24 protein-coding genes are annotated in these 24,869 nt (G+C 67.1%); 8 read left to right on the forward strand and 16 right to left on the reverse strand.

All coding sequences use genetic code 11. The features are described from left to right. Positions 1-13: 13 nt before the first annotated feature. The 6 genes from ACNFBT_RS06785 to ACNFBT_RS06810 all read right to left on the reverse strand — a co-directional run bounded on the left by ACNFBT_RS06785 (position 14) and on the right by ACNFBT_RS06810 (position 5,127). Positions 14-460, reverse strand: a complete 447-nt coding sequence (locus ACNFBT_RS06785) for a hypothetical protein (RefSeq protein WP_416747684.1) — start codon at positions 458-460, stop codon at positions 14-16. Continuing rightward, positions 450-1,790, reverse strand: coding sequence for a phosphatase PAP2/dual specificity phosphatase family protein (locus ACNFBT_RS06790; protein ID WP_416748300.1), 1,341 nt, complete (start codon positions 1,788-1,790; stop codon positions 450-452). Before ACNFBT_RS06790 ends, ACNFBT_RS06785 begins: the two co-directional genes overlap by 11 nt. Positions 1,791-1,801: 11 nt before the next feature. Continuing rightward, a complete protein-coding gene (locus ACNFBT_RS06795; RefSeq protein ID WP_416747686.1) occupies positions 1,802-3,562 on the reverse strand; it encodes a bifunctional alpha/beta hydrolase/class I SAM-dependent methyltransferase in 1,761 nt (586 codons plus the stop codon). Positions 3,563-3,626: 64 nt separating this feature from the next. Then, positions 3,627-4,247 carry a CDP-alcohol phosphatidyltransferase family protein gene (locus ACNFBT_RS06800; RefSeq protein WP_416747688.1) on the reverse strand — a complete coding sequence of 207 codons (621 nt, stop codon included), beginning with the start codon at positions 4,245-4,247 and terminating at the stop codon, positions 3,627-3,629. 257 nt (positions 4,248-4,504) lie between these two features. Then, positions 4,505-4,834: a multidrug/spermidine efflux SMR transporter subunit MdtI gene (gene mdtI, locus ACNFBT_RS06805; protein WP_416747689.1), complete on the reverse strand. Its 330-nt coding sequence runs from the start codon at positions 4,832-4,834 to the stop codon at positions 4,505-4,507. Next, the gene (locus tag ACNFBT_RS06810) at positions 4,828-5,127 is read right to left on the reverse strand and encodes an SMR family transporter (protein WP_416748302.1); all 300 of its coding nucleotides are present in this window, start codon (positions 5,125-5,127) and stop codon (positions 4,828-4,830) included. The genes mdtI and ACNFBT_RS06810 overlap by 7 nt, the downstream gene beginning before the upstream one ends. 525 nt (positions 5,128-5,652) lie before the next feature. On the opposite strand from ACNFBT_RS06810, the gene ACNFBT_RS06815 reads away from it, so the two are divergent. Then, entirely contained in the window at positions 5,653-7,296 is a 1,644-nt protein-coding gene (locus ACNFBT_RS06815) for a SulP family inorganic anion transporter (RefSeq protein WP_416747691.1), read from the forward strand. 57 nt (positions 7,297-7,353) lie between these two features. Here ACNFBT_RS06815 and ACNFBT_RS06820 read toward each other — a convergent pair whose 3' ends face one another. After that, positions 7,354-8,304 (reverse strand): adenosine deaminase, encoded by a 951-nt coding sequence (locus tag ACNFBT_RS06820; RefSeq protein ID WP_416747693.1) that lies wholly within the window; start codon positions 8,302-8,304, stop codon positions 7,354-7,356. Between the two features lie 151 nt (positions 8,305-8,455). Between ACNFBT_RS06820 and ACNFBT_RS06825 the strand changes: the two genes are divergently transcribed. Together ACNFBT_RS06825 and ACNFBT_RS06830 are read left to right on the forward strand one after the other, a co-directional pair. Continuing rightward, positions 8,456-9,538 (forward strand): calcium:proton antiporter, encoded by a 1,083-nt coding sequence (locus ACNFBT_RS06825; protein WP_416747695.1) that lies wholly within the window; start codon positions 8,456-8,458, stop codon positions 9,536-9,538. Between the two features lie 2 nt (positions 9,539-9,540). Beyond that, on the forward strand, positions 9,541-10,047 hold the full coding sequence (locus ACNFBT_RS06830; RefSeq protein WP_416747697.1) for a nucleoside 2-deoxyribosyltransferase: 507 nt from the start codon (positions 9,541-9,543) through the stop codon (positions 10,045-10,047). Positions 10,048-10,197: 150 nt separating this feature from the next. On the opposite strand, the gene ACNFBT_RS06835 is transcribed toward ACNFBT_RS06830, so the two are convergent. Both ACNFBT_RS06835 and ACNFBT_RS06840 read right to left on the reverse strand, forming a co-directional pair. After that, on the reverse strand, positions 10,198-11,217 hold the full coding sequence (locus tag ACNFBT_RS06835; RefSeq protein WP_416747699.1) for an energy transducer TonB: 1,020 nt from the start codon (positions 11,215-11,217) through the stop codon (positions 10,198-10,200). A gap of 85 nt (positions 11,218-11,302) precedes the next feature. Then, positions 11,303-12,265, reverse strand: coding sequence for a GTP-binding protein (locus ACNFBT_RS06840; RefSeq protein WP_416747701.1), 963 nt, complete (start codon positions 12,263-12,265; stop codon positions 11,303-11,305). A gap of 76 nt (positions 12,266-12,341) precedes the next feature. On the opposite strand from ACNFBT_RS06840, the gene ACNFBT_RS06845 reads away from it, so the two are divergent. Then, a complete protein-coding gene (locus ACNFBT_RS06845) occupies positions 12,342-12,695 on the forward strand; it encodes an NADH:ubiquinone oxidoreductase (protein WP_416747703.1) in 354 nt (117 codons plus the stop codon). A gap of 154 nt (positions 12,696-12,849) precedes the next feature. Here the strand turns inward: ACNFBT_RS06845 and zigA are convergent, their stop codons facing one another. After that, complete coding sequence (gene zigA, locus ACNFBT_RS06850; protein ID WP_416747705.1) at positions 12,850-14,052, reverse strand: zinc metallochaperone GTPase ZigA; 1,203 nt, start codon at positions 14,050-14,052, stop codon at positions 12,850-12,852. A gap of 15 nt (positions 14,053-14,067) precedes the next feature. Beyond that, on the reverse strand, positions 14,068-14,472 hold the full coding sequence (gene dksA / locus ACNFBT_RS06855; protein WP_416747707.1) for an RNA polymerase-binding protein DksA: 405 nt from the start codon (positions 14,470-14,472) through the stop codon (positions 14,068-14,070). Positions 14,473-14,606: 134 nt separating this feature from the next. On the opposite strand from dksA, the gene ACNFBT_RS06860 reads away from it, so the two are divergent. Together ACNFBT_RS06860 and folE2 are read left to right on the forward strand one after the other, a co-directional pair. After that, entirely contained in the window at positions 14,607-15,005 is a 399-nt protein-coding gene (locus ACNFBT_RS06860; protein ID WP_416748304.1) for a hypothetical protein, read from the forward strand. Between the two features lie 71 nt (positions 15,006-15,076). Further along, on the forward strand, positions 15,077-15,964 hold the full coding sequence (gene folE2, locus ACNFBT_RS06865; protein ID WP_416747709.1) for a GTP cyclohydrolase FolE2: 888 nt from the start codon (positions 15,077-15,079) through the stop codon (positions 15,962-15,964). On the opposite strand, the gene ACNFBT_RS06870 is transcribed toward folE2, so the two are convergent. Next, positions 15,961-16,431 (reverse strand): GNAT family N-acetyltransferase, encoded by a 471-nt coding sequence (locus ACNFBT_RS06870; protein ID WP_416747711.1) that lies wholly within the window; start codon positions 16,429-16,431, stop codon positions 15,961-15,963. The genes folE2 and ACNFBT_RS06870 overlap by 4 nt on opposite strands. 134 nt (positions 16,432-16,565) lie before the next feature. Then, positions 16,566-17,750, reverse strand: coding sequence for a C17 cyclopropane fatty acid synthase CfaB (gene cfaB, locus ACNFBT_RS06875; protein WP_416747713.1), 1,185 nt, complete (start codon positions 17,748-17,750; stop codon positions 16,566-16,568). A 377-nt stretch (positions 17,751-18,127) separates the two neighbouring features. Between cfaB and ACNFBT_RS06880 the strand changes: the two genes are divergently transcribed. Then, positions 18,128-19,546 carry an MDR family MFS transporter gene (locus ACNFBT_RS06880; RefSeq protein ID WP_416748306.1) on the forward strand — a complete coding sequence of 473 codons (1,419 nt, stop codon included), beginning with the start codon at positions 18,128-18,130 and terminating at the stop codon, positions 19,544-19,546. A gap of 21 nt (positions 19,547-19,567) precedes the next feature. Here the strand turns inward: ACNFBT_RS06880 and ACNFBT_RS06885 are convergent, their stop codons facing one another. Beyond that, the gene (locus ACNFBT_RS06885; RefSeq protein ID WP_416747715.1) at positions 19,568-20,875 is read right to left on the reverse strand and encodes an MFS family transporter; all 1,308 of its coding nucleotides are present in this window, start codon (positions 20,873-20,875) and stop codon (positions 19,568-19,570) included. 565 nt (positions 20,876-21,440) lie between these two features. On the opposite strand from ACNFBT_RS06885, the gene ACNFBT_RS06890 reads away from it, so the two are divergent. After that, on the forward strand, positions 21,441-22,094 hold the full coding sequence (locus tag ACNFBT_RS06890) for a lipid-A-disaccharide synthase N-terminal domain-containing protein (protein ID WP_416747717.1): 654 nt from the start codon (positions 21,441-21,443) through the stop codon (positions 22,092-22,094). 178 nt (positions 22,095-22,272) lie between these two features. Here the strand turns inward: ACNFBT_RS06890 and ACNFBT_RS06895 are convergent, their stop codons facing one another. Together ACNFBT_RS06895 and ACNFBT_RS06900 are read right to left on the reverse strand one after the other, a co-directional pair. Continuing rightward, a complete protein-coding gene (locus ACNFBT_RS06895; protein WP_416747719.1) occupies positions 22,273-23,244 on the reverse strand; it encodes an SdiA-regulated domain-containing protein in 972 nt (323 codons plus the stop codon). A 26-nt stretch (positions 23,245-23,270) separates the two neighbouring features. Further along, positions 23,271-24,866, reverse strand: a complete 1,596-nt coding sequence (locus tag ACNFBT_RS06900; protein WP_416747721.1) for an ArnT family glycosyltransferase — start codon at positions 24,864-24,866, stop codon at positions 23,271-23,273. Positions 24,867-24,869 lie beyond the last annotated feature (3 nt).

Genomic DNA, 24,869 nt, shown 5'->3' on the forward strand with positions numbered 1-24,869 from the left:
CCGGGTACGTTCCTCAGGATTCGAAGGTCAGGGTGATCAGGCACAGCAGCGCGACGAGCCACTGCGCCGCGCACAGCAGCGCCTGCCGGCGCAACAGCGCGAGCGCGCCACGGCTGCGTTCGGCCCAGGGGCGGCCAGCTTTTTCCGCCGGCACACCGGCGTAGGTGGTCAATGCGTCGTCCAGTTGTTTCGTCCGCTCTGGCAGCGCATCGCCGGCATTCGCCATGGCCTGGAACAGGTCGGCGTCGAGCGCCACGCGCATGGCATAGAACTTCTGCGCAAGGCCCAGCAGCACCAGCAGCGCCATGCTCAGGCTGAACGCCAGCGAGGCGCTGGCCATCAGCACGCCGTAGAAGCCGAGCGCCAGGGCGAGCACGGTCAGCGCGGAGGAAAGGCCATTGAGACTGCTGCCACGGCGCAGCAGGCTGGCCACCAGAATCAGCCCCGGATCAACCGACATGGCTCATCTCCCTCGACAATTGCGGCTGCCCGGCCAGTTGTGCCAGCACCGCCAGTTGCTCGGACTTGAGCACGATCTGCGGGCGCGCCCGGCGTATCTGTGCCACGGCGTCCTCGACCGTGGTGGCGCGCCCGGAAATCAGCAGCCAGGCGGCGACCACCGTGGCGCTGCGCGAATAGCCCAGCGCGCAGCACACCAGCAGCGGACCGTCGCCGCGCAGCTGATCGATCAGTTCGGCACCGCGCCGGCACTGCTCGACGCTGGGCGCCAGCAGATCCAGCAGCGGCAACGACGCATAACGGTCGTCATGGGCGGTACAGGGAAGCTCGGCGCAGAGATCGAGAACGCCGGCCCCATGTTCCGACGAACGATCGGACGGCCCCGGCAGACGCCCCAGCCAGAGACCAGGCAGCACTTCGTCTGGCTGTGGGTGGCGGCGCGTCCAGGCGCGGGAGTTGATCCAGGCGCCCAGCAGACAGGGCGCCAGCAGCCAGGACACCGCCAGCGAATGCCGGCCGTCGGCGCGCTTCTGGAAGCCCTCCGCACCGATGCCCAGGTAGCAGAGCGCAACCAGCGCCAGCGACACCGCCGGCCAGCACAGCCAGAGCCACGCACCGCCGGCAGCCAGCGCCAGCAGCGCACATACTGCCGCCCCGACAGCGTAGAAGGCCGCCAGCCGCAGCCGGCGCGGGTCGCCGCTGAGTTTCCAGGCGGCAATCGGCGAACGACCTTCGCTCGGCCACAGCCACACGCACAGGAAACCCGCCAGCGCGCCGGTCGGCACATCGATGAAATGGTGCTGCCAGGTGGTCAGCACGGACAGGCCGATCAGCGCGAACCAGCCGTGCAGCAGCCAGCGCCAGAGGCCGCCGGCATAGCGGCCGTAGGCGACCCAGAGGATCACCAGCAGCGCGATGTGCAGCGAAGGCGCCTGATTGAACGGCTTGTCGAAGCCCATCAGCAGGTCGAACAGCCAGCCGAAGACGCCCTCCAGCGCCGGCCGTTCGAAGCTGAAGCGCAGCGGCAAGAGCAGGAAGCAGCTCACCGCGATCACCTGCGCGCTGAGCAGGCGCAGGGCGTGGCTGTCCAGCTCGCGGCGGGTGCGCGGCAGCAGGAAGGACAGGCCATAGAGCAAGTCGATGGACCAGTACGGGATGATGGTCCAGGGCCACAGCGGCATGCCGCGCTCCCAGTCGAACACCAGCACGCCGACCGACTCGCGCTGCGTCGCCATCCAGTTGGCGAAGCCGTAGCTGGCGAAGAAGAACGGCCCGAGGAACACCAGCCACACCACGGCACGGCGCAGCACGCCGGGATCGCGCGCCGGCATTGCTGCAGCCATCAGCTGCGCTCCCGGCGGGCCAGGGACACGGTGAAGATGCCGTCCTCGTCGATGCGCTGGGCCAGCTTGCGGAAGCCGGCGGCCGCCACCAGTTGGTCCATCTCCAGCTGCGTGCGGCGGCGCATCACCCAGGCCTGGCCGGCGCGATGGCTGGTCAGGGCACGGGCGATCAGTTCCAGCTGCGGGTGCCAGGGCTGGCCGGTGTAGATCAGGTAGCCGCCCTCCTCAACCGCTTCGCCGAGGCCGGCCAGCGAGCCGCTGACCATGGTGTTGTCGGCGAACAGCTCATAAAGGCCGGAGACCACCGCCAGGCTCGGCTTCGGTTCGACAGCGGCAAGGTCCGCGCCATCGAAGGCGTCGCCCTGCACGAAGCGAGCGCGGTCCTTCAGGCCCAGCCGCTCGATCAGCGCCGAGCCCTCGCGCACGTTCAACTCGCTGTAATCGCGCAGCAGCACGCTTTCCGGCAACGGCTCTACGCCCTGCAACGCTTCGAGGATGTAGCGCCCGTGGCCGGCGGCGATATCGAGGATGCGCACCTCGCGACCCTGCTTGCGCAGCTCTGCCATGGCCAGGCGCAGCAGTTCCTCGATGTTCACCTTGCGCTGGCGGATGCCGCGCCAGCCGGCGGACTCCAGGTAGGTGCGGTCGATCATCCGGCCGACGAGGCCTGCGCCGGCGGGCTGGTTGCGATAGACGTAATCCAGGGTGCTGCCGGAGTCGAAGCCAGTCTGGAAGCCCAGGTTGATGCCATCCGAGAGCAGGCGGCCCAGGCGCATGTTGGCGCGTGTCGCCCGCCAGTAGAGGTCGCGGATCGACCCGCTGGGCAACGGCGTCGCCAGGGCTTCCGCCTCGGCGCAGGTGTAGCCGAAGCGGTCGGCATCGCGCAGGTCCGGGCGCTCCGGCGCGCGGGCGAAGCATTCGAGGATGAAGCGCCGTGCGCGGGTCACCGCCTGCTCGCGATTCAGCTCGCCGAGGGTGTCATGGAAGAAGCCGGGCAGGATGTGCAGTTCCTTGCGCGCCGTGCCGAGGTTGTCGAAGAAGCGTTGCTGCGGCTTGCGGTGCACCACGAAGTCGGAGCCGGAGACCAGCAGCTGGGTCGGCACCTGGATCGCCTGGGCGTCGGCTACCACGCGCTCGGCGGCGTCGTAGAGGCCGAGCAGCACGTTCACCGAGATGGCGCGGGCGATCAGCGGGTCGCTGTCGAAGGAGGCGATGCGCTCGGGGTCGTGGGTGAGGAAGTTGGATTTGACGTAGCTGTTGACGAAGAAATTGCCGCGCCACCAGCGGGCCAGCTTCAGCCCCGGCCGGGCGAAGGGCACGTAGAGCTTGACCTTGAACGCCGGCGAGGCGAGCACCAGGCTGCGGATCGGCGGCGCGTAGTCGTGCACCCAGGTGGAGATCAACACGGCGCCGACGCTCTGCGCCACCACCGCCATGTCGCTGACGGCGATGCCGTAGGTGGCGGTGATGTGTTCGACGAAGGTCTGCACATCGCGCACGCTGGTGCCAAAGCTCGGGCTGTCGCCGCGTGCGCCGGGGGACTGGCCATGGCCGCGGGCATCCCAGGCGAAGATATCGAAGCCGGGCATGTCCAGCTCGTCGGCCAGGTGGGCGATGCGCCCGGAGTGCTCATGGCCGCGATGGAACAGCAGCACCGCGCGGCGCGGCGCATCGTCCGCGGCAGGCGCAGCGGGCCAGTGGCGATAGAACAGCTCGACGCCGTCGTGGGTAACGAAGTGGTGATTCGAAGATTCGCGCATAACTTCCTCTGTTCGATGGCTTGGGGGACTTTCCCGTCCCCGCCGTTCAGGTCTTAAGGCGTGCTCAGGCGGCCGACTTTTCCCGCTGCTCGGACAGCCCATGGCGCACGCGATTGACGATGGTCAGCAGCAACAGCACCGCCACCACCACCAGCAGGTCGTTCAGCCAGTCCAGCGGCAGAATCCCCGTCGCCAGGCCCGCGCCGAAGATGCCGAAACACAGTGCGCGGTCGCTCTTGCCCATCGGCCCGTCATAGCGACGCGAGGCGCCGACCATCACGCCCAGCACACCAGCGTATTCGCTGATGATCGCCAGCAGCACCACCAGCACCACCAGCCCCGGCGAAACGCCCGCCAACAGGGCGAACGGCAGGTACAGGGCGCTGTCGGCAATCACGTCGGTCAGTTCATTGAGGTAGGCGCCCAGCTTCGACTGCTGGCCGAACTCGCGGGCGAGCATCCCGTCCATGGCGTTGAGCGCCATGCGCGCGAACATCCATAGTGGAATCAGCAGGAATACCCAGAGGTGGGCACTGAGCGAGGCGACGACCAGTGCGACCAGCAGCGAAGCGCCACACGCGGCGAGCGTCACCTGATTGGCCGTCACGCCACGCTGGTGAAGGCGGGTCACCTGGGGGCGCAGGAGGTTCTGGAAGCGGGACTTGAGTTGGTAGACGGAGATCATGAAGGTCCTTCTCATGGTTCGGAACGAACTGTCCACAGCCCTGTGGACCCACCGAGCATAGCCTCACGGTGGAAGCAGAGCTGTAGGAAACGTCTCAGTACAGTAGATGAACGAAACCTCCCCTGAAGGCACAGGTCGCCGACAGATGGGAAGGGCGAGCGTACGGACGCCATGCAACGCCGGACCTCGACAGGCACCGCCATGAAAAAGGCGGAGCCCCCTTTCGGAGGCTCCGCCTTTTCGTCACTGCGGGGTGATCAGGCCAGCTTCAGCAGGCCCATGCCCACGATCAGCATCGCCAGGCCCAGCCAGCCGCGCCAGGCCAGGCGCTGGCCGAACAGGGCCCAGCCCATGGCCACGGTGGCGAGGATGCCGAAGCCGCCCCACACCGCGTAGGCCACCGACAGTTCGATGCCACGCACCGCCTGCGACAGCGCGGTGAAGGCACCCAGCACGAAGAGAATCGAGGTGACGCCCAGGATGCGCCTGCGGAAGCCGTCGGAGTATTTCAACAGCAGGTTGGCGATCACTTCCAGGACGATGGCCAGGCCCAGCCAGGCCATCGGAATCAGGTCATGGTTCAGCATGCTACGGCCTCCATGTCGGTCTCACGCTCGCTCTTGCGGGTGCCGGACTTCACCAGCAGGATGCCGGCGATCATCACGACCAGGCCCAGCCCCTTCTCCAGGGTCAGGTCCTCGCCCAGCCAGGCGGCGCTGACTAGCGAGATCAGCACGATGCCGATGCCTTCCCACAGGGCGTAGGCCACGCCCACCGGCACATGTTTGATGGCCAGGGAAAGGAAGTAGTACGACAGGCCAACCATCAGGTACATCAGCAGCAGACCCGCAACCGGGTACAGCGCATGGGTGAATTTCATCGAAGTGGTGCCAACGACTTCAAAGCCGATGGCGGCAAACAGATAGATCCAGGAACGCATGGTGCAAGCCCTCCCACGGGCGGCCGCGCGCAGTCTCGCTAAGAGCATCCTTGCGGCGGTTTCGGTTCGGGTTCGGTGGCGCCGACTCGGGCGGCGGAGGTTCCGCCGCGCTTGGCGCCACCAACAGGTAGCTGCTGTTGGGAGGGGCTAGAGGTCGCCGGTCCAGTAACGCTCGCGCGAAACCAGGCGGGAAGTGGGGAGAGGTAGAGCCTTGATGTTCAACATAATGAACACATTGTGCCGATTTTCGGGTCAATTGGCAAATCGACGGCCTCGATTCCTACTATGAACGCCCATATATAGGCACCTCCGGAACAGGCTAGGCATCAGGCGCCATCAGGGTTGTGCAATATTTTGTTCACGCCGTTCAACCTGCGACAGCACGCCGCGGCCATGACCCGCGCCAGCGCCCGGCCGTGCGCCACCCTGTTAGTATCAGCAGCCAGTACCCCGTCGGAGACCGCGATGATCGCCCTGCGAGACGCCTGGAAGGCCGGCCTGTTCGGCCGCGAGCACTGGACACGCAACCTGGTGGCCGGGGTGATTGTCGGGGTGGTGGCGCTGCCGCTGGCCATGGCCTTCGCCATCGCCAGCGGGGTGAAGCCGGAGCAGGGCATCTATACGGCGATCCTGGCCGGCGCGCTGGTCTCGGTGCTGGGCGGCAGCCGGGTGCAGATCGCCGGACCCACCGGCGCCTTCATCGTCATCCTCGCCGGGGTCACCGCCAGGTACGGCGTCGACGGCCTGCAGATCGCCACCCTGATGGCCGGCGCCATCCTCGTGCTGCTCGGCGTGAGCCGGCTCGGCGCGATCATCCGCTTCATCCCGGCGCCGGTGATCGTCGGCTTCACCGCCGGCATCGGGGTGATCATCTGGGTCGGCCAGTGGAAGGACTTCTTCGGCCTGCCCGCCGTCGGCGGCGAACACTTTCACCAGAAGCTCTGGCAGCTGCTGCAGGCACTGCCGCAGTTGCACATCGCGACCACCCTGCTGGCGTTGCTGAGCCTGGCGCTGGTGCTCTTCACGCCGCGCATCAAGGCCCTGCACCGGGTACCCGGCCCGCTGGTGGCGATGGTGGTGGTGACTGCCATCCAGTCGCTGTTCCACTTCGACGGCGTAGCCACCATCGGCAGCGCCTTCGGCGGCATTCCCCAGGGCCTGCCGAGCTTCAGCCTGCCGGAGGTGACCCTGCCGCGCGTGCTGGAGCTGATCGGTCCGGCCTTCGCCATCGCCATGCTCGGCGCCATCGAATCGCTGCTCTCGGCAGTGGTGGCCGACGGCATGGCCGGCACCCGCCACGACTCCAACCAGGAGCTGATCGGCCAGGGCATCGCCAACCTGGTCGCCCCGCTGTTCGGCGGCTTCGCTGCCACCGGCGCCATCGCCCGCACCGCCACCAACATCCGCAACGGCGGCAACAGCCCGCTGGCCGGCGTCACCCACGCCGCGACCCTGGTGCTGATCCTGCTGTTCCTCGCCCCGCTGGCCTCGAACATCCCGCTCTGCGCACTGGCGGCGATCCTCTTCGTGGTGGCCTGGAACATGAGCGAGGCGCGGCACTTCCTGTTCATGGTCAAGCGCGCGCCGCGCGCCGACGTGGCGATCCTGCTGATCACCTTCCTGCTCACGGTGTTCAGCGACCTGGTGATCGCGGTGAACATCGGCGTGATCCTCGCCATGCTGCATTTCATGCGGCGCATGGCGTCGTCGGTGGAGGTGCACGCCGACGAGGGCCCGGAACTGGAGGTGGAACTGCGCGGCCGGGGGTTGGCCGAGCTGCCACCGGGGGTGCTGGTGTACAGCATCGAGGGGCCGCTGTTCTTCGGCGCGGTGGAGACCTTCGAGCGCGCCCTGGCCAAGACCCACACCGACCCGAAGGTGCTGATCATCCGCCTGCGCCGCGTGCCCTTCATGGACATCACCGGCCTGCAGACCCTGCAGGAAGTGATCGAGGACCTCCAGCGGCGCGGCATCGAGGTACGCCTGTGCGAAGCCAACGCGCGGGTACTGGGCAAGCTGCGCAAGACCGGGATACTCGATGCGCCCCGGGCCGCGCTCTATCACCCGGACTTCCCCTCCGCGCTGACGGCCACGGTGGCCGGGGCCTGACAGGGCGGGGCAGATGGGCATGGCGCCCGAGCACCGCCCTCGCCCTGACGCGCGGGGTTACTTCACCAGCCGCGCATCCAGGCTGTTCTGCGCCAGCCGCTGCGCCTGCTCCCTGGTCATGCCCAGGTGCTCGTGCAATGCCTGGAAGTTCTCGGTGACGTAGCCGCCGAAGTAGGCCGGGTCGTCCGAGTTCACCGTCACCTTCACCCCGCGTTCGAGCATGTCGAGGATGTTGTGCTCGCGCATGTGGTCGAACACGCGGAGCTTGGTGTTGGACAGCGGGCAGACGGTCAGCGGGATCTGCTCGTCGATGATGCGCTGCATCAGGCGCTCGTCCTCGATGGCGCGCACGCCGTGGTCGATGCGCTCGATCTTGAGCAGGTCCAGCGCTTCCCAGATGTATTCCGGCGGGCCTTCCTCGCCGGCGTGGGCCACGGTGAGGAAGCCTTCGGCGCGGGCGCGGTCGAACACGCGCTGGAACTTGCTCGGCGGATGGCCGACCTCGGAGCTGTCCAGGCCGACGGCGATGAAGGCGTCGCGGAACGGCAGCGCCTGCTCCAGGGTCTTGAACGCCTCCTCCTCGGACAGGTGGCGCAGGAAGCTGAGGATCAGTCCGTGGCGGATGCCCAGTTTCTTCTCGCCATCCTTGAGCGCGCCCTGGATGCCGCGCAGCACCACTTCGAAGGGGATGCCACGGTCGGTGTGGGTCTGCGGGTCGAAGAACGGCTCGACGTGGATGACGTTCTGCGCCTTGCACTTCTGCAGGTACGCCCAGGTCAGGTCGTAGAAGTCCTGCTCGGTGCGCAGCACGTCGGCGCCGGCGTAATAGAGGTCGAGGAATTCCTGCAGGTTGTTGAACGCATAGGCCTTGCGCAGGCTCTCGACGTCGCCCCAGGGCAAGGCGACCTTGTTGCGCTCGGCCAGGGCGAAGAGCAGCTCGGGCTCCAGCGAGCCTTCCAGGTGCAGGTGCAGTTCGGCCTTGGGCAGGGCATTGAGCCAGTCGTACATGATGAGGTCTCGTTATCAGGCGGTCGTGGAAATTATCGCACGCCCGGGCGCCGCTGCCGGCAAAGATGCCGTGATCCGACGGCCGCTGGTGCGCCTTCCGGGCATTGCCTAAGATGGCGCACTCGCTCTAACCGGAAATGGATAGCCCTCGATGCTACGCGCGCTCAAAGACGAAAAATTCCTCCTCCTCGCCCTGCTGGTGGCCATTGCGGTGTACCCGCTGGAGCACGGCCTGCTGGGCGGCGGCAAGCTGCTCGCGGGGATCACCGCCACGGCCCTGCTGGCCGTGATCATCGGCGTCTCGCTGCGCGTGGCGCACCACGCCGAAATCCTCGCGGAGAAGGTCGGCGAGCCCTACGGCACCATGATCCTGACCCTGGCGGCGGTGCTGGTGGAGGTGGTGATCCTGGCGATCATGATGGGCCACAACCATTCGCCGACCCTGGCCCGCGACACCATCTACGCCGCGGTGATGCTGGACATGAACGGCATCCTGGGCCTCGCCGCGTTGCTGGGCGGCCTCAAGCACGGCGAGCAGTCGTACAACGACGACTCGGGCAAGACCTACGTGACCATGATCCTCACCGCCGTGGGCATCTCCATGGTGGTGCCGGAGCTGATCCCCGCCGAGCAGTGGAAGCTCTACTCCTTCTTCACCATCGGCTGCATGGTCATGCTCTATGCGCTGTTCCTGCGCATGCAGACCGGCCAGCACAGCTACTTCTTCAGCTACAACTACGCCGCCCACGGCGAGCACGGCGAAGACCACGAGGCGGCGGGCAGCAGCAAGCAATCCATGGGGCTGCTGGTGGTCGGCGTGGTGCTGATCGGCGCCCTGGCCGAAGTGATGTCCAAGGCCCTGGACGTCAGCCTGGAAGGCAGCGGCGTGCCGCCGATCGTCCCGGCGCTGCTGGTGGCGGCGATCTCCGCCAGCCCGGAAATCCTCACCGCCCTGCGCGCCGCCCTGGCCAACCGCATGCAGCCGGTGGTCAACATCGCCCTGGGCGCCTCGCTGTCCACGGTGATCCTCACGGTGCCGGTGATCGAGGCCCTGGCGCTGTTCAAGGGCCAGCCGATCCAGATGGCGATGACCCCGCTGCAGACCGGCATGATGTTCATCACCCTGATGGTCGCCGGCTTCAACCTGCATGACGGCAAGACCAACGCCATCGAAGGCATGACCCACTTCGTGCTGTTCGCCACCTTCCTGATGTTGTCGCTGATGGGACTCTGACCATGCTCAAGATCTACCTCGCCGGCCCCGACGTGTTCCGCCCCGATGCCTTCGAGCAGGGCGAACGGCTCAAGGCCCTGTGCGCCGAGTTCGGCGTGCAGGGGCTGTACCCGCTGGACCACTCGGTGCCCGAGGGGATCGACCAGCCCCGGGAGCAGGCTCTGTGGATCTACCAGGCGAATCTTGCGCTGATCGCCGAAGCCGACGCGGTGGTCGCCAACCTCAACCCCTTCCGTGGCGCCGAGCCGGACAGCGGCACGGCCTTCGAGCTGGGCTACGCCGCCGCCCTGGGCAAGCCGTTGTATGGCTACATCGACGAGGGTGGCAGCTGTGCCGAGCGCCTGCCGTGCGAGTGGAAGGGCGACGAGCCGGACCATGACCGCGAGGGCAACCAGGTGGAGGCCTTCGGCCTGCCGCTGAACCTGATGCTCGGCGTGCCGGCGCAGATCGCCGTGGGCGGAGCGCGGGAAGCGCTGGAGTTGTTGCGTGCGGAGCTGCTGCCCTTGTAGGAGCGAGCTTGCTCGCGAACCGCCCGACTTCAATCGAGCCGACTAATCCTGTTCGCGAGCAAGCTCGCTCCTACGAAGAGCCATGCGGTGCGAATCGTGGCAACAAAAAACGCGCCCCAGGGCGCGTTTGTTGTTGAGTGCGGAAACGCCTCAGCGGGCTTTCTTCAGCTCGAAGTTGAACACCTTGGTCGCCTGGCGCGCCACGATCCGGCCACCCAGGGTGCGGGGTTCGAAACGCCACTTCTCCATGGCGTCGCGCACGCTGCGCTCGAAGATGTTCGGCGGGGTCGACTCGAGGAACTGGATGTCGGTGATCCGGCCATCGCTGGTGATGGTGAACAGTACCTTCACGCGACCTTCGATCTGCTTCGCCTGGGCCACTCGCGGATAGGCCGGCGGGTCCATGCGCAGCGGCTTGATGTCGCTGTCGTTGAGGCTGCCGGTCGGCAGCCCGGCGGGGCCTTGCGAGCCGGTCGGCGCCGACTGCGCGCCCGGCGTGGACTGGCCAACGGTCGGCGCGGCAGGCGGCGGAGGTGCGGCCGGGGTCGGCGGCGCGGTGGTTTCCGGCGCCGATTCCGCCTCAGGTTCGGGCTTGGGTTTCGGCTTGGGCTTGGGCGCGACCTTGGGAATGGCCCTTTCCACCGGTTTGGGTTTTGGCTTGGGCTTTTCCACCGGTTTGGGCGGCTCTACCGGCTTGGGCGGTTCGGGCGGCGTCGGAACCGGCGCGGCGGCCGGCGGCTGCTGCACCGGCTCGGGCTTGGGCGGCAGGGTGACGACGCTGACCTGCATTGCCTTGGGCATCTCGCCCTGCCCCAGGTTCAGCTCCGCCGGCGAGGGCACGACCCAGAACAACGCGGCGACTATCGCGGCATGCATGCCGATCGCCAGCCCCGAGGGCTTCCACCAGCCGCCGCGGCGCGGCGGCTCTTCGCTCTCCTCCACGCCTTCCACGGGAACGGCGTAGGGGATCAGCACCTCTTCGGGGATCACTTCCGCATCCCGGCGTTCCCCTTCGCAACTGACCAGGCGCAGGTTGGCCTCGTTGGCGCGCTGGGCGTTCACGCTGGGCAGTACGGCGCTGTCTTCCGCCGTGGCTGCGGGGGACAGCGTGTCCTCGGCGGACACGGCAAGACGGGGGTCAGCCGCTTCGCGCAGTTGGGGTAACGACATGAGAAAGCCTGCGGAAAGAGTTCAGGAAGCAGTATCTTCTGATAATTATTATCATTCACCAAACTCGCAAGGGCAACCTCGGCCGTCAATCCGGCGCGATGGTACAGCGCAAAAGCGCGTCGTGGAGCGGCTGCGGGTCCACCGGCGCAGCCAGGATCAGCTCGATCCGGCTGTCGCGCCGCCAGGGACTGGGCGTCCAGGGCGCCGCGTCTGCGGTGCGATTGCAGGCCAGCCAGCCCGCCTCGCCATGCAGGACCGCCTTGGCCCGCAGCAGGCCAGGCAAACCGGCGAGCCAGCCATCCAGTTCGGCAATGCGGAAGCGCCAGTCGGGATGAAAGCGCCAGCCGATGGCTAGCCGACCGTCCTCGCTACGCTCCTGCCGCAAGGGTTGGTCGCGGCGCAGCAGCACGACGCCTTCCACGCCCCTGGGCAGGGTCGGCAATTCGGTCGCGGGCTCCGTCAGGGGCGTTGCCGGCAACTCGGAGAGCGCCAGCCGGCCCTGGATGGTCCAGCGCGTCGGCAGCGCAGGCAAGCCGGCCAGGAGCGCGGCACGGGCCGCGTCATCAAGGTCTTCGCTCTTGTTCAGCAGCAACAGTCCGGCCTCCGCCAGCGCATTGTGCTGGGCCTCGGGCAGCGGTTGCCCGGCCGCCAGCGCCGCGGCATCCAGCACCATGACCAGCGGCTGGACCGCCAGCACGCCCTGCCAGGGCGCGGCGCCCAGCTGCGCCAGCAACTGCGACGGATGGCCAAGGCCGGACGGTTCGATGAACAGCCGCTGCGGCCTGGCCTTGCGCAGCAGGCGGCCCAAGCCGACCTGGAACGGCGCGCCATTCACACAGCACAGGCAGCCGCCGGCGACCTCGCCGAGGGCGACACCGTCCTCGTCGCGGCTGAGCAGCGCGGCGTCCAGGCCGACCTGGCCGAATTCGTTGACCAGCACTGCCCAGCGCTCGTGGGCCGGACGTTGGGCCAGCAGGTCGCGCAGCAGGCTGGTCTTGCCCGCCCCAAGGGGGCCGGCGATGAGATGAGTCGGGATCTGCTTCAACATTCGCCCATGGTGCCGCCTGACGCTCGTCGGGAAAAGCGCTAGAGTCGCGGCTTCTTATCGCACCCCCGGACCGACCATGCGCCAGCTCCTGCCCTTCGCCCTCGCCTGCCTGCCGCTTTTTGCCCACGGCGAAGCCTGCGTGGTGCACAGCCAGGGCGCCAACCTTGATGTGAAGGTCTGCCAGCAGAACCGCAGCATTCCCGAAAAGCTGTTCCGCGAAGGGTTCTGCCAGCCGCAGCTCAAGGATCAGAAAGTCCAGGTCACCTATGCCGACAGCTGCCCCAGCGGCGCCTTCGGCGTCTGCGAGAACGCCCAGGTGCAGGGCATGCCCTATCGCCAGGACATCCATTACTACGGCGTGGCCAGCGACGCGCGCATCCTCCAGCCGTTCTGCGAGGGACAGAGCCACGGCCAATGGCGCAAACCCTGAGGCACATTCATCGGCCTGTCATACACGTCAGGCTTACTGTCGCTGGGTACCTCACCCCCGCTCGGCACCCCACGCCGAACATGATCTTGGTGAATCGGGTCGCCATCCCCTGGCGGCCCTTTTTTTTGCCTGCCGGTTGCGTCATGCCGGCGCCTCAGGCGTCCGCCACCCAGGGCTCGAACGGATCGGGCAGGCCTTTCCACGCGGACGTGCCGGCGGCCATTTCGGCGTCGTTCAGCAGGCAGCGGTCCAATTCGGCGAACAGGTGGCCGAAATCCAGGTCCTGTCCGATGAACACCAGTTCCTGCCGGCAATCACCACTGTCGCCGTCCCAGTGCCTGAGCACGGACTGAAGCTCGGTGGTGTCCTGCGGCCAGTCCTCGCGCGGCACGAAGCGCCACCAGCGTCCGGCGAGACCGTGACGCATCAGGCCGCCGGCCTGGGACCAGCTGCCCGCCTCGCGGTAGCGGCTGGCCAGCCAGAAGAAGCCCTTGGAGCGCAGCAGGCGGCCATTGCTCCACGGCCGCGCAAGGAGGTCGTGGAAGCGCTGTGGGTGAAAGGGCCGCCGCGCCCGATAGACGCTGGAGACGATGCCGTAGGCCTCGGTCTCCGGCAGGTGCTCGCCGCGCAGTTCCTTGAGCCAGCCGGGCGCGCGGGCGGCACGCTGGAAGTCGAAGCGGCCGGTGTCGAGGATCCGCGCCAGCGGCACCTGGCCCATCACCATGGGCTGGATATAGGCGTCGGGATTGAGCGTGCGCAGGATTGCCAGCAGCTCGTCGCGCTCGGCGTTGCCGATCAGGTCGATCTTGCTCACCAGGATCACGTCGGCAAATTCGACCTGTTCCACCAGCAGATCGCTGAGCGAACGCTCGTCGTCTTCGCCAAGGGTTTCGCCGCGCTCGGCGAGGCTGTCGGCGCCCTCGTAGTCGGCGAGAAAGTTCAGCCCGTCGACCACCGTCACCAATGTATCCAGCCGCGCCAGATCGGACAGGCTGCGGCCCTGCTCGTCGCGGAAGGTGAAGGTTTCGGCCACCGGCAGCGGTTCGGAGATGCCGGTGGATTCGATCAACAGGTAGTCGAAGCGGCCCTCGCGGGCGAGGCGACTGACTTCCTCCAGCAGGTCCTCGCGCAGGGTGCAGCAGATGCAGCCGTTGCTCATCTCCACCAGGCGCTCCTGGCCGCGGTTGAGGCTGACATCGCGCTGGACCTCGCGGCCGTCGATGTTGATCTCGCTCATGTCGTTGACGATCACCGCGACCTTGAGCTGCTCGCGGTTCTTCAGCACATGGTTGAGCAGGGTGCTCTTGCCGGCGCCGAGGAAGCCGGACAGCACGGTGACGGGGAGTGGCTTGTTCATGTGAGGCTCCAGAAATCAGGCTTCGCGGACGTGCAGTTCGCGCCGCTCCTGGCGCTCCTTGGCCTCGACGCTGAGCGAGGCGGTAGGGCGCAGCAGCAGGCGGCGCAGGCCGATCGGCTCGCCGGTTTCCTCGCACCAGCCGTAGTCGCCCCGGGCCAGGCGCTCCAGCGCCTGGTCGATCTTGTCCAGCAACTTCTTCTCGCGCTCGAGCACGCGCAGCTGCCACTGGCGCTCCTCCTCGCGGCTGGCGATGTCGGCGTCGTCGCTGGGGCGTTCGCCGTCCTGCAGGGCGTGGAATTCCTCGTCGATGCGCACCTGCAGCTCGCCGCGCTGGTTCAGCAGCAGGTCGCGGAAGTAGCCCTGTTGTGCCTCGCTCATGTAGGCCTCGCCGGGCTGGGCGAGCAGTTCCTGTTCGGTCATGGCCGTCTCCGGGTCGGAGGTGATCTTTTTAATGTTATATTATAACGATGCAAAATCGACAATCGAGAATCGACAACCGTCCGCCGACATGCGATACCGATGTCCCGCCTCCCCGCTGTTCCGGATACCCGATGCTGCGCCGCGCCCTGCTGCTCTGCCTGTTCGCCCCGCTCGCCCACGCCAGCGGACAGGCGCCACTGCCCTTCCCCGGCGAGGCGCCGGCGCGCTGCGCCTGGTCGGCGCAGGTTCTGGCCTGCATGACCGACGCGGGCGATCTCTACAGTGTCGCCACCCAGGGCCATGACACCTACCTGCGCGGCTTCGAAGCCGCCAGCGGCAGGCGCTGGGCGCAGACCGGCACGCGCTACGGCAGCCTGACCTTCTTCAGCGGCGTCGCCAGCGACGGGCAGGTATGGATCGGCACCAGCCGGGGCGTTGGCTGGACCACCATCAGTCGCTTCAGCAGCTCCTCCGGCGACAGCACCCGCCTGACCTGCGGGCGGGTGAGCGGCTGCAAGCAGCAGGCGCGTTGAAGGAACCCATTGCGCAATCGCGGCCAGGCAAATACGTTATACTATAACAATCGCCAGCCACGGCCCGCCCCATGACCGCCCTGCTCCCCGACATCGCCTGCCAGTCCACCCACCTGCCCGTCCCGCTCGACTGGGTCGGCATGCAGGGCATCGCCGTGCCCTTGCTGATCGCCAGCGAGCGCGTCGCCGCCTTCGCCGACGCGGGCGTCAGCCTCGATGACGCCGAGGTGCGCGGCATCCACATGTCGCGCCTGTACCTGGCGCTAGAGGCGCTGGCCGAAACCGAACTCTCGCCCGTCCTGCTGCGCGACACGCTGGGGCAATTCCTCGAAAGCCACGCGCTGCTTTCCCGGCAGGCCAGCCTGACGCTGCGCTTCGAGCTGATGCTGCGCCGTCCCGCCCTGGTCAGTCCGTTGCGCGGCTGGAAGCGCTATGCCTGCGAAATCCACGCGCGACGGGAGGGCGATGAGCTGACGCTGGACCTGCACCTGGCACTGCCCTACTCCTCCACCTGCCCCTGCTCCGCGGCGCTGGCCCGCCAGTTGGTCCAGGAACGCTTCGACCTCGACTTCGCCGGCCGGGCGCTGCGGGCCGGGGAAGTCCGCGCCTGGCTCGGCAGCCCACAGGGCATGGTCGCCACGCCACACAGCCAGCGCAGCGAGGCGCAACTGCGACTACGGCTCGACCCGGCGGCAACGGAGTTTCCGTTCAACGCACTGATCGACCACACCGAAGCGGCCCTCGGCACCGCCGTGCAGACCGCCGTGAAGCGCGCCGACGAGCAGGCCTTCGCCCTGGCCAACGGGCAGAACCTGATGTTCTGCGAGGATGCCGCGCGCCGGCTGCACCGGGCGCTGATGGCGCGGGAGGAAGTGACCGGCTTCGAGGTGCGCGTGGTGCACGCGGAAAGCCTGCATGCCCACGACGCGGTGGCGGTCAGCCGCTGGAGGCGTGCCTAGAGCACCATGTCCAGGCGCAGACGATCCCGGCAGTGGATGCCGTTCTCGATGATGGGCTCGGGGTAGTTCAGCGAGAAGTAGTCGTGCTCCACGCTGGCAATGCGGAAGCCCATGCGCTGGTACAGCCCCAGTTGCGCCAGGCTGGAATTGCCGGTGCAGATATCCAGGCGTAGTGCACCGGCGCTGCGTGCCGAATCGATGGCAGCCTCCAGCAGGCGGCGCCCCAGGCCACGCCCCTGCCATTCCTCCTCCACAGCGAGGTTGGTGATCTCGATGACGCCCCAGCTGCGCGCGGTCAGCGTCAACACGCCGCGCACAACGCCAGCATCGGCCAGCGCCAGCACACGCGATTGCGGCAGATAGCGCGCTATCTGGTCGCGACATGGGTCGGCCGACAGCAAGAGAGGCCAGGGCACATCGGCAGCAGAGAGCTCGACGAGGGACAGCTCGGGGGAGGAAGGCAGCATGCTCTGAAGATATAAGCCAAACGGAGGCGACGGTTTATCCTCTCAGCACACACAATGCAAGCACTTCGACATCATCTTTGGTCGTAGCGAGAGCGGCACGAGGCAAGCCGAATCCGACCTGCGCCACCGCCCCCTCATGCGTAGATATCGCTCCGGCTCCACGGCACCTCATGGCTGCCATCGGCGTGCGGCCGGCTGGCGAGAATCTGGTGCAGGTTGACCCAGCCTTTCTTGAAGCCGTAGGCGCAGCCGGCCAGGTACAGGCGCCAGATGCGCAGGGCCTGCTCGGGAACCAGTTTGGCCGCCGCCTCCAGCCTTGCCTCCAGACCCTGGCTCCAGAAGTCCAGGGTGCGTGCGTAGTGCAGGCGCAGGCTTTCGACGTCGACCACTTCCAGCCCCGCCTCGCTCATCCGCGCCACTGCCAGCGACAGGTGCGGCAGCTCGCCGTGGGGGAACACATAGCGGTCGATGAAGTCGCCGGCGCCGCGCCCCACCGGACGGCCGTCGGTGTTGCTCGAAGTGATGCCATGGTTCATCACCAGGCCGCCCGGCCGAACCGCGTCGAACAGGTGCTGGAAGTAGATGCTGAGGTTGGCATGGCCGACGTGCTCGAACATGCCGACGCTGACCACCTTGTCGAAGCGGCCGTCGCGCGGCAGGTCGCGATAATCCATGTGTTGCAGTTCGACCTGGCCTTCCAGGCCCTCGGCCTTGACCCGCTCGCGGCCGAGCTTGAGCTGCTCGTCGCTCAGGGTGATGCCCAGCACCTTGGCACCGAATTCCTTCGCCGCCAGGCGCGCCAGGCCACCCCAGCCGCATCCGACATCGAGCAGCGTCTCGCCAGGCTTCAGGCGCAGCTTGCGGCACAGGTGGCGTAGCTTGGCCAACTGCGCGGTGGCCAGGTCCTCGAGGCCGGTCTCGAAGTAGGCGCAGGAGTACACCATCTCCGGGTCCAGCCAGAGCTGGTAGAACGCGTTGGAGAGGTCGTAGTGGTAATGGATCGCCTCGGCGTCGGTGGCCTTGTCGTGGCTCTTGCGCACGTAGTCGCCCGCGTCGTCGTCGTCGCCCAGGGCCGCGCTCAGGGCATCGCCCATGGCGATCACTTCGCCGATCGGGCCTTCGATGTCCATGCGCTTCTCAACGTAGGCGCGGCCCAGCACGCCGAGACTGGGCTGGGTGATCTCGGTCAGCAGCGTCGGGTCACGCACGACGAGAGTTACCTGCGGGTCCGGCCCCAGGTCGAAGGCCTGGGCCTCGCCGATGCGGATGCGCAACGGCAACTGCAGGGACAGCAACTCAGAGGGCAGATTGGCTTTCATGCATACCTCCTGGTCACAGGGCTGAAGAACTATAGACCAGTTGCTCCATAGTTCGGTCCTATGGCCTGGCTCACGGGCATCTATCAGGCGCTGACCGTGCCCGGTAGCGCCAGCCGATTCCCGCCGGATGGATAGTTCGCCACGCAAGCGTAGCAGCCGGTCCGGGAGGCATCCTTGTCAGGCCTGAGATAGAGCCTTTCTTCACTAGAAAGAATAGCGCTTGGGCGGCACTGTCCATAATCATTGGACCCTGGCCCCGAGGTACACTGTGCCTCCCTCCGGCGCTTTCCGACCGGAGGACCTCTGCTGTGAAGGGGGCCACCTTGAATACCTTCTCCGCACCGCGTCCGGCGGTCCGCACCGTACTGGTGGGGCTGATGCTGGCGATCTTCCTCGGTGCGCTGGACCAGACCATCGTCGCCGTGTCGCTACCGGCGATCTCCGCCGGCTTCGGCGACTTCGACCTGCTCGCCTGGGTCATCTCCGGCTACATGGTGGCGATGACCGTCTCCATGCCGATCTACGGCAAGCTCGGCGACCTCTACGGGCGCCGCGTGCTGATGCTGTTCGCCATCGCCCTGTTCACCGCCGCCTCAGCGCTCTGCGGCGCCGCGCAGAGCATGGAACAGCTGGTGCTCGCCCGCGTGCTGCAGGGCATCGGCGCCGGCGGCATGATGTCGGTGAGCCAGGCGATCATCGGCGACATCGTCCCGCCCCGTGAGCGCGGCCGCTACCAGGGCTATTTCAGCAGCATGTACGCCATCGCCAGCATCGCCGGGCCGGTGCTCGGCGGCCTGCTGACGGAATACCTGTCCTGGCGCTGGGTGTTCCTGATCAACCTGCCGGTGGGCCTGGTCGCCCTCGCCGTCTCGCGCCGCACCCTGCGCGGCCTACCGGTGCCGGGACGGCTGCCGGTGATCGATTACCTGGGCACGATGCTGATGATCGCGGGACTGGGCAGCCTGCTACTGGCGATCACCGAGGTCGGCCAGGGCGCGCGCTGGAACGATCCGCAGATGCTCGGGCTGTTCGCCGCCGCACTGGTGCTGATCCTGCTGTTCGTGCTGCAGGAACGTCGCGCGCCGGAGCCGCTGGTGCCGATGCACCTGTTCCGCATCCGCGCGGCGACGCTGAGCTGGCTGATCAGTTTCTTCGCCAGCTTCCAGGTGATCTCGCTGTCGGTGCTGGTGCCATTGCGCTTCCAGTCGGTGACCGGCGCCGGCGCGGACAGCGCGGCGCTGCACCTGCTGCCACTGGCCATGGGTGTGCCGCTGGGCGCCTACTGCTGCGGCCGGCTGACGGCGATCCTCGGCCGCTACAAGCCGCAGATCGTCGCCGGTGCACTGCTGACGCCCTGCGCCATCGCCGGCCTCGCGCTGTCGCCACCGGACGCCTACCTGCTCTCGGGCCTGTGCATGCTGCTGACCGGCACCGCCGCCGGCACCCAGTTCCCCACCAGCCTGGTGGCGGCGCAGAGCGCCGTGGACACCCGCTACCTGGGCGTGGCCACCAGCAACATCACACTGTTCCGCTCCCTGGGCGGCGCGGTGGGCATCGCGCTGATGTCGGCCCTGCTGCTGGCCATGCTGCAACCGCTGGCAGGCGACGCCGGCCACGGCCTGTCGGCCAGTGCCCTGCTGGACAGCCTGAGCGGCGCGGGCCACGAGGCCCATCGGCAGACTCTGGATCAGGTGTTCAGCCATCTGTTCCTGATCAACGCAGGCTTCGGCGCGCTGGCGCTGCTGATCGCTCTGGCGCTGCCCGATCACGCGCTGCGTGGCCGGGCCGGCGACTGACGGCCCGGGAGCACGGCAAGGTCAGTCCTCGTCGTTGAGGTAGCTGACCTTGCGCAGGTCCGGCAGCAGCAGGCAGACCACCAGCGCCACGCCGCACATGACCGAGACGTAGATGTAGAAGTACTCCTCGACGCCGAGGCTCTTCAGGCCCAGGGCGACGTATTCCGCCGAGCCGCCGAAGATGGCATTGCCCACCGCATAGGACAGGCCCACGCCCAGGGCACGGATCTGTGGCGGGAACATCTCCGCCTTGATCAGGCCGCTGATGGAGGTGTACAGGCTGACGATGGCCATCGCCGCGATGATCAGCACGAAGGCCAGGTAGGGGCTGCTTACCGCCTTGAGCGCGGAGAGGATCGGCCAGGTGAAGATCATCCCCAGGATGCCGAACCAGAGCATCGAGGTCTTGCGCCCAATGCGGTCGGACAGCGCGCCGAACAGCGGCTGCATGCACATGTAGACGAACAGGGCGAAGGTCATCACGCCGCTGGCCACCTTGGCGTCCATCCCGGCGGTGTTCACCAGGTATTTCTGCATGTAGGTGGTGAAGGTGTAGAAGATCAGCGAGCCGCCGGCGGTGAAGCCGAGCACGGTGAAGAAGGCGCGCTTGTGGTGGGCGAACAGCTCGGTGAGGGTGCCCGACTCCTTGCGCTGCAGAGTGGACGCCTTGGCCGTCTCGCTCAGGGAGCGGCGCAGGTAGAAGGCGATCACCGCGGTGATGGCGCCGACCACGAAGGGAATCCGCCAGCCCCACTCCTTCAGCTCATCGGTGGTCAGCAGCTGCTGCAGGACCACCACCACCAGCACCGCCAGCAACTGGCCGCCGATCAGGGTGACGTACTGGAAGGAGGCGAAGAAGCCACGCTGGCCCTTGAGTGCGACCTCGCTCATGTAGGTGGCGCTGGTGCCGTACTCGCCGCCCACCGAAAGGCCCTGGAACAGTCGCGCGAGCAGCAGCAGGGCGGGCGCGGCGACACCGATGGTGGCGTAGGTCGGCATCACGGCAATTGCCAGCGAGCCGCCGCACATCATCAGCACCGAGATCATCATCGCGGTCTTGCGGCCCTTCTTGTCGGCGATGCGGCCGAACATCCAGCCGCCGATGGGGCGCATCAGGAAGCCGGCGGCGAACACCCCGGCGGTGTTGAGCAACTGCACCGTCGGATTGTCCGAGGGGAAGAAGGCATGGGCGAAGTACAGGGCAGTGAAGGCGTAGACGTAGAAGTCGAACCACTCCACCAGGTTGCCCGAGGAGGCGCCGACGATGGCGAGGATGCGCGTACGGCGCTCATGGGCAGAGTACTGCGGCGCGGAGGCAGATACGTTCATAGGGCTTCTCTGATTGGGTTGAACAGCGTCCCGGATCGCTGGGCGGAGGTCCCTGGCCGCCCCGTATCAGCCCTCTCGCCGCCTGCTCCGGGCGATCTGCCGCTGACACAATCAGAAACAGTATAGACAGCTCCGATAGCCGGCTAACGAAATCCTCGGCTTTCCCCCGCGCTTTTGGTTCGAATATCGGACAGGCCCAACAGGCGTTTGTCGTTTTCGATTGACCGGCCAGTAGCCAGCTTCTATCGTTGGCCCGCCTTGCACCCTTCGGGAGACTTGTCAGGTACCCCTCGGAGGGTCGGGGTCCGACCTTGTCCACAAGACAAGGTCGATTTCCATTCCCCTCGTGTTGCGGCTCCTGCCGCCTGGCCTCGGTGCCCCGTCCACACCCCCGGACGTGCAGGCACCGGGGGAATGTTGATCTCCCTCCCCCCACCTCCGCTCAGCCCAGCCACTCGACCATTCGTCGTAGCCATTTAAGAGACATCTGTCGCGTGTATACTGCGGGGCAGTGCTACAGGCCGCGAAAAGCGCGGCTTTCGTCGATTTGACCGGGGGGCTCTGCTTGAACGCAGCCAATCCACTGTGGTTTGCCATCGGACTGGCCGCGCAGGCGGCTTTCTCTGCCCGCTTTCTGGTCCAATGGGTGCTCTCCGAGCGCGCCCGCAAGAGCCTGATGCCGGTGCATTTCTGGTATTTCAGCTGTGCCGGCGCGGTGCTGCTGCTGGCTTACGCCACCCACCAGCGGGATCTGGTGATCAGCCTGGGGCAACTCGCGGGCCTGGCCATCTACCTGCGTAACCTCGAACTGGACCGCCGTCACGGCGGGGGCCGAGCGCTGTTCTTCGCCTGGCCCTGGCTGACCTGGTCGACGGTGGCCATCGCGCTGGGCTGGATGTCCAAGCCCGAGCCGATCATCCACGCCATCACCGGCGCCGATCCGTTCTGGACCACCCTGGGCATGGTCGGCCAGGTGCTCTTCACCGGGCGCTTCGTGCTGCAGCTGTGGTACTCGGAGCGCGCCGGGCGCCCGGTCAACCCCATCTACTTCTGGTACCTGTCGATGGCCGGCAGCGTGTTGCTGTTCAGCTACGCCGTGGCCCAGCGCGACCCGATCATCATCCTCGGCCAGTCCTTCGGCATCGTGGTCTACCTGCGCAACCTGGCGCTGATCCGGCGCCAGGCCCAGACCGAAGGCGCCAGCGCGCAGAGTCAGTGAGCCTTCAGCGGCTCCTGAAATAAGCCGTCAGTTGCGTGGGAAGGGTAGAGCGGAGCGAAACCCATGCTGTAGGTGCGCGCTCCGATGGGTTTCGCTTCGCTCTACCCATCCTACAAGACCTTGAAGCAAGCCCGCTGACGGGGCATGGAATGGTCCAGGGGCGCTTGAAGCAAACCGCTCAGCGCTGCTTCTCGAAGCGGTAGAAGAGGTTCGGCTCGCTGGCCACGTAGAGGTTGCCGTCGGCATCCATGGTCAGCCCCTCGGCCTGCGGGGCCCCATGCTTCAGGTCGCCAAAGCCGCCGAGCGAGCGGAAGCTGACCAGCTTGCCCTGCCCATCCAGCTCCATGATCAGCTTCGACTCCTCGCTGAGCACCAACAGGTGGCCGCTCTTGCGGTCGTAGTGGAGGTCGGAGATATCGGTGCCGAATACGCTGCGCTTCACCCAGTCGGTGTGGTCGATCACCTTGAGTTGCAGCTTGCCGGCAAGGCTCGCGCGTATGCCGGTGACTTCATAGATCTGCCGCGGGCCGCGTTCCTTGCCGATGAACAGGCGGTCGTGTTCGGCATCGTAGGTCAGCCCTTCGAAGCCCTTGTTGTGGCGGCTCGGGTTGATCTCCAGGGCGAACGACTGCGCATCGCGGACGTCGATGCTCTGGCCAGGCTGCTCCGGCAGTGCGAAGAAATCGATCTGCTGAAGGTTTTCGTCGGAAACCGCCACCAGGCCGCCGCCCAGGTAAGCCACGCCTTCGACGTCCTGGAAGCCGGTCATGGGGTACTGCGCCAGCATCTCGCCGGTCTTGCTCAACACCGCCAGCTTCATGGCTCCGGCGTTGGTCACGGCGATCAGGCGATCATGGTCGAAGTCGTAGCTGAGGGCGGACAGGTCAGACTCGATGCCCTTCACCGGCTGCGCATCGATCACCACCTTGTAGTCCGGCAGCCAGACGCTGCGCCCCGCCCATTCAGAGGCGTGCAACTGGCTGCTGATGTAGAAGTAGGCCTGTTGTGGCCAGTGCTTCATGAGCAGCAGCGTCACCGTGGGCGCGACCAGCACCAGTGCCAGAGCCAGCAACAGCAAGGTGCGCCGGTCGAAACGGCGACGCAGGGGGTGCAGTTGCATGACGTCCATGCCGTCGGCGGCTCTGTTCACGTTCGGACTCCCAGGTCAGTGGAAACTTAGAAAAGTGGCTGCTTCCAGGCGAAGCGATAGGCCGGAACGGAAGCGTCATCGGCGCACTGGCCGTTGTCGGCATCGGCGCCGACCAGGAACCAGTGCTCCTCGTAGTCCCCTTTCACTTCGCGGGCGCGCTCACGGCGGAAACAACGGTCGAGGCTTTCGGCGGAGACCATGGCCACCGCCTGCGGATGGCCGCGCAGCCAAGTCAGCGCCTTGCTCAGCGGGTCCGGGGTATCCAGGCCGAAGTGCACCAGCGGCTGGCGGGCGTAGAGCCAGTGGCCCTCGCGCCAGTTGGTCAGCACCAGTTCGGCGCCGCCGCTCAGGCGCGCCACCTCTGCCATCAATGGTCGACGGTCATCGCCGGGGTCGCGCAACGGCTCGATGAAGCCTCGGGCGAACCAGGCGGCGAACCAGATCACCGCGATGACCTGGAAGACCTTGCGCGCCCTCGGCCGCTCGGCGAACCAGCGGCGCAACAGCCAGGGCACCAGCGGCGCCATGGCCAACACCAGCCCGGGCAGCGCGGGGAAGATGTACAGCTTGCGCTTGCCGGAGCTCAGACTGAAGAACAGCAGCACCAGCGCCACCCAGCCGAGCAGCACCAGCAGGCGGCCGTCATGGCGGGCCAGCTGGCGGCGCCAGGCGGGCACCATCCACGGTAGGGTCAGCACCAGAGGCAGCCAGTACTGCGGGATGACCTTGGCGAAGAAGTACCAGAACGGCTCCTGGTGCTGCCAGGCGCTGGCGTAGCGCTTGGCGGTCTGGTGCAGGAGGATGTCGTCGAGGTAGGCGCGACCATCGGCGCTGCCGCTCAGGAGCACGTGCAGCACCACCGGCACCAGCCACAGTGCGATAGCCCCCAGGGCCACCAGCAGCCCCAGCCACCAGGCGCGGGCCTGGCCGGGCATCCGCACCACGCCGGACCAGCCCTTGCGCGCCGCATAGGCGTAGGGAATCAGCATCAGCGCGGGCAGGAAGCCCACACCCTTGCTGATGATGCCCAGGCCCATCACCGCGCAGGCCAGGTAGAACCAGCGCCATGCCGGGCCGAGCAGCAGGTGGCGGCACAGGCCATAGACGCCCAGGCTGATCCACAGACAAAGGAAGCCGTCGATGCTGCCATCGCGCAGCACCGAATAGGTCTGGTAGGTGGCCAGGAACAGCAGCCCGGCGATGAGGCCGATGCGGCGGTTCCACAGGCGGCGACCGAGGTCGTAGAGGCAGGCGGTGGCCACCAGCCCGGAGCCGAAGGCCGGCAGGAACAGCGCCAGGTTCGGCGCCACTCCCAGGCGCACCAGTAGCGCCACCAGCCACATGAACAGCGGCGGCTTGTCCGGATAGATTTCCGCGGCGCGATGGGGGATCAGCCAGTCGCCGCTCTGAAGCATTTCCAGGGCAACGCCGAGGAAGCGCTCCTCATCGACGTTGCCCGGCTGGCGCAGCCCAAGGCCGGCACCCAGCAGCAAGGCCGCCAGTACCAGCAGCAGCCAGGGCCGTTCGGCGCAACGCCACAACCAGGAATGTTGTGTCCCGGTCCCGACACGAAGGGGCGTCAGGCTCGGAAGGGAGTTGCCTGGCTCGCCCTGGTTCGCCATGGA

Origin of the sequence: Pseudomonas sp. NY15181 (assembly GCF_048068055.1) — a bacterium.
Classification (GTDB): domain Bacteria; phylum Pseudomonadota; class Gammaproteobacteria; order Pseudomonadales; family Pseudomonadaceae; genus Pseudomonas.